This window comes from Nocardia neocaledoniensis (genome assembly GCF_029868625.1).
Lineage (GTDB): Bacteria > Actinomycetota > Actinomycetes > Mycobacteriales > Mycobacteriaceae > Nocardia > Nocardia neocaledoniensis_A.
In genome coordinates this window covers 1-2519 of the sequence record NZ_JARWOJ010000251.1, presented here as the reverse complement: position 1 = coordinate 2519, position 2519 = coordinate 1, and the positions used below count along the sequence as shown (strand labels likewise).

Annotated in this window: 3 protein-coding genes and 1 tRNA gene; 1 reads left to right on the top strand and 3 read right to left on the bottom strand. The window is 69.8% G+C overall.

Going from position 1 to position 2519, the window contains the following annotated elements; translation table 11 throughout:
• Positions 1–167: 167 nt before the first annotated feature.
• The 3 genes from QH270_RS19605 to QH270_RS19595 all read right to left on the bottom strand — a co-directional run bounded on the left by QH270_RS19605 (position 168) and on the right by QH270_RS19595 (position 2126).
• Positions 168–1313 carry an acyl-CoA dehydrogenase family protein gene (locus tag QH270_RS19605; RefSeq protein WP_280344487.1) on the bottom strand — a complete coding sequence of 382 codons (1146 nt, stop codon included), beginning with the start codon at positions 1311–1313 and terminating at the stop codon, positions 168–170.
• A 17-nt stretch (positions 1314–1330) separates the two neighbouring features.
• Positions 1331–1936 carry a QsdR family transcriptional regulator gene (locus QH270_RS19600; RefSeq protein WP_280344485.1) on the bottom strand — a complete coding sequence of 202 codons (606 nt, stop codon included), beginning with the start codon at positions 1934–1936 and terminating at the stop codon, positions 1331–1333.
• 117 nt (positions 1937–2053) lie between these two features.
• A tRNA-Glu gene (locus QH270_RS19595) sits at positions 2054–2126 on the bottom strand.
• A gap of 19 nt (positions 2127–2145) precedes the next feature.
• Between QH270_RS19595 and QH270_RS19590 the strand changes: the two genes are divergently transcribed.
• Positions 2146–2394: a hypothetical protein gene (locus QH270_RS19590; RefSeq protein WP_280344483.1), complete on the top strand. Its 249-nt coding sequence runs from the start codon at positions 2146–2148 to the stop codon at positions 2392–2394.
• Positions 2395–2519: the final 125 nt, after the last annotated feature.

Below are 2519 nucleotides of genomic sequence, written 5' to 3'. Positions count from 1 at the left end.
CCAAGATCTGGGCAGGCTCCAACGAGATCATGAAGGAACTCATCGGCCGCGACCTCGGCCTGTGACGTAGGTGCGTGGGGGGCCGCCCGCGAAACCCCCCCCCCCCCCCCCGCCCCGGGGGCCCGGGCCGGGGGGTGTGGCGCCCCGCCCCCCCCAACGCACCTACGTCACAGGCCGAGGTCGCGGCCGATGAGTTCCTTCATGATCTCGTTGGAGCCTGCCCAGATCTTGGTGACCCTGGCGTCCATCCACGCGCGCGCGACCCGGTATTCGCGCATGTAGCCGTAGCCGCCGTGCAGCTGCACGCACGCGTCGAGCACCTCGTTCTGCACCTGCGCCGACCACCACTTGGCCTTGGCCGCGTCGACCGCGGAGAGCTTGCCCTCGGCGTGCGCAGCGATGCCCTGATCGACGAACGCCTGCGTCACTTCGAGTTTCGTGACCAGCTCGGCGAAGAGGAACTTGTTGTACTGGAAGCTGCCGATCTGCTGGCCGAAGGCCTTGCGCTCCTTGGCATAGGCCAGCGTCTCCTCCAGGATCGCCGCGGCGTGGGCGGTATTGGAGATGGCGGCGCCGATGCGCTCCTGCGGCAGGCGCTCCATCATCGCGATGAAGCCGCGGTCGACCTCACCGATCCGGTTGGCGTCCGGGACGCGGACATTGTCGAAGAACAGTTCGGCGGTGTCGGATTCGGGCTGGCCCACCTTGTCGAGCTTGCGGCCCCGGGTGAAGCCCTCCATCCCGTTCTCGACCGCGAACAGGGTGATGCCCTTGGCCTTCTTCTCGGGGCTGGTGCGGGCGGCGACGATCACCAGGTCGGCGTTGAAACCGTTGGTGATGAACGTCTTCGAGCCGTTGACGATCCAATCGTCGCCGTCGCGAACCGCGGTGGTCTTGAGCGCGGCCAGATCCGAACCGCCCGAGGGCTCGGTCATGCCGATCGCGGTGACGATCTCACCGGTGCAGAACTTGGGTAGCCAGCGCCGCTTCTGCTCGTCGGTGGTCAGCTCCACCAGGTAGGGCGCGCACACGTCGTAGTGGATGCCGAAGGAGGACGACAGCGCCGCGCTCGCCTTGGCCAGTTCCTCGCCGAGCACCGCGGCGAACCGGTAGTCGCCGGCGTCGCTGCCACCGAACTCCTCCGGCACGCCGAGCCCGAGGTAGCCGAGTTCGCCCGCCGCCAGCCAGGTTTCGCGGTCGATGGCGCGCTCCTCGGCGAACCGCTCGGCATTCGGCTCGATCGAGCGCTTGACGAATTCGGCGACCGAGGCGCGGAAGGCCTCGTGGTCCTCGGAGTAGATGGTGCGCTGCATGGGTTTCCTTTCGGTTTCTACCGTTCGGGCCGTTCGCCCAGCAGAACCAGCGACGCTTGGACGACCTTGGCCGCGTCGGGTTCCTCGCCGCTGATCACATCGGCGTAGATGAAGGTCTCGGTGATCCGCGCCAGCAGCAGGGCCCCTTCCGGCACCGGCAGCGGCGGATCGAGGGTGCCCGCCGCGATCTCGGCGGTGATCAGGTCGGCGATGAACGCGACGAAGCGGCGCTGCATCGAGCCGGCCTGGGTGGTGAGCAGCCGCAGCGCGCGTTCGGGTTCGCGGCGCAGGAACTGGCGGAAGGCATCGGAGGTGTTGACCGCTTGCGCGAAATCGCCGAGGACGCCGGCGATGCGGCGCGCGCCCCGGTCGGTGTTCGCGGCGACGGCGCGGCGCAGGGTGGGTTCGGCGACCGACCAGATCACCTCGGCCAGCAGTTCGTCGCGGCCACCGACCCAGCGGAACAGCGTCGCGCGGTTGACGCCGAGCTCGTCGGCGAGCTCCTTCATCTCCAGCCTGCGGCCCGCCAGGAACCCCGAGCGGGCGGCCTTGAAGGCGGTGATCGCGTCGGGGCGCGCGGCGAGGTCGTCGAGTCGTTTGCCCAGTGCGGTCTGCTCGGTCACGTCACCTCCCGGTGCAACATTTCCCTCAGTGTATGGGGAATGCAACATCTGTCAATATGTCGCATGCTGCCGGGCATGAAAAAACTCCCCGGTCACGAAGACCGGGGAGTTCCTGTGTAGCCCCGACGGGATTTGAACCCGCGCTACCGCCTTGAGAGGGCGGCGTCCTAGGCCGCTAGACGACGGGGCCAGAGCAACGATCCACCTGCGTGAACCGCGCGGCTCATACGATAGCCGACGACCGGGCAATCGACCAAAACGGCTGGTCGGCCACCCGCCTGCCGAACTCGCGCCCGAAGGTGCTGGCGCGGTCCATCCTGGCCGCGGGGGGGGGGGGGGGGGGGGGGGGGGGGCCCGCCGCGGCCCCGGCCCGGGCGGGGCCCGCCGCGGCGCCCCCCCGGGCGGGGGGGGGGGGGGGCGGGCCGCGCAGGCCGCGGACGGGTCGATGGAGTTCGTGAAACGTTCGGTCGCACCGTATCTGGTGCCGGTGCCGGGCGGACCGTGCACCGTCAGGTACGAGGCGTCGAGCGCGCCGACCGCGCCGGCGAGCGCGGCCGCCACGTCACCGTGCACCTCGGGTAGC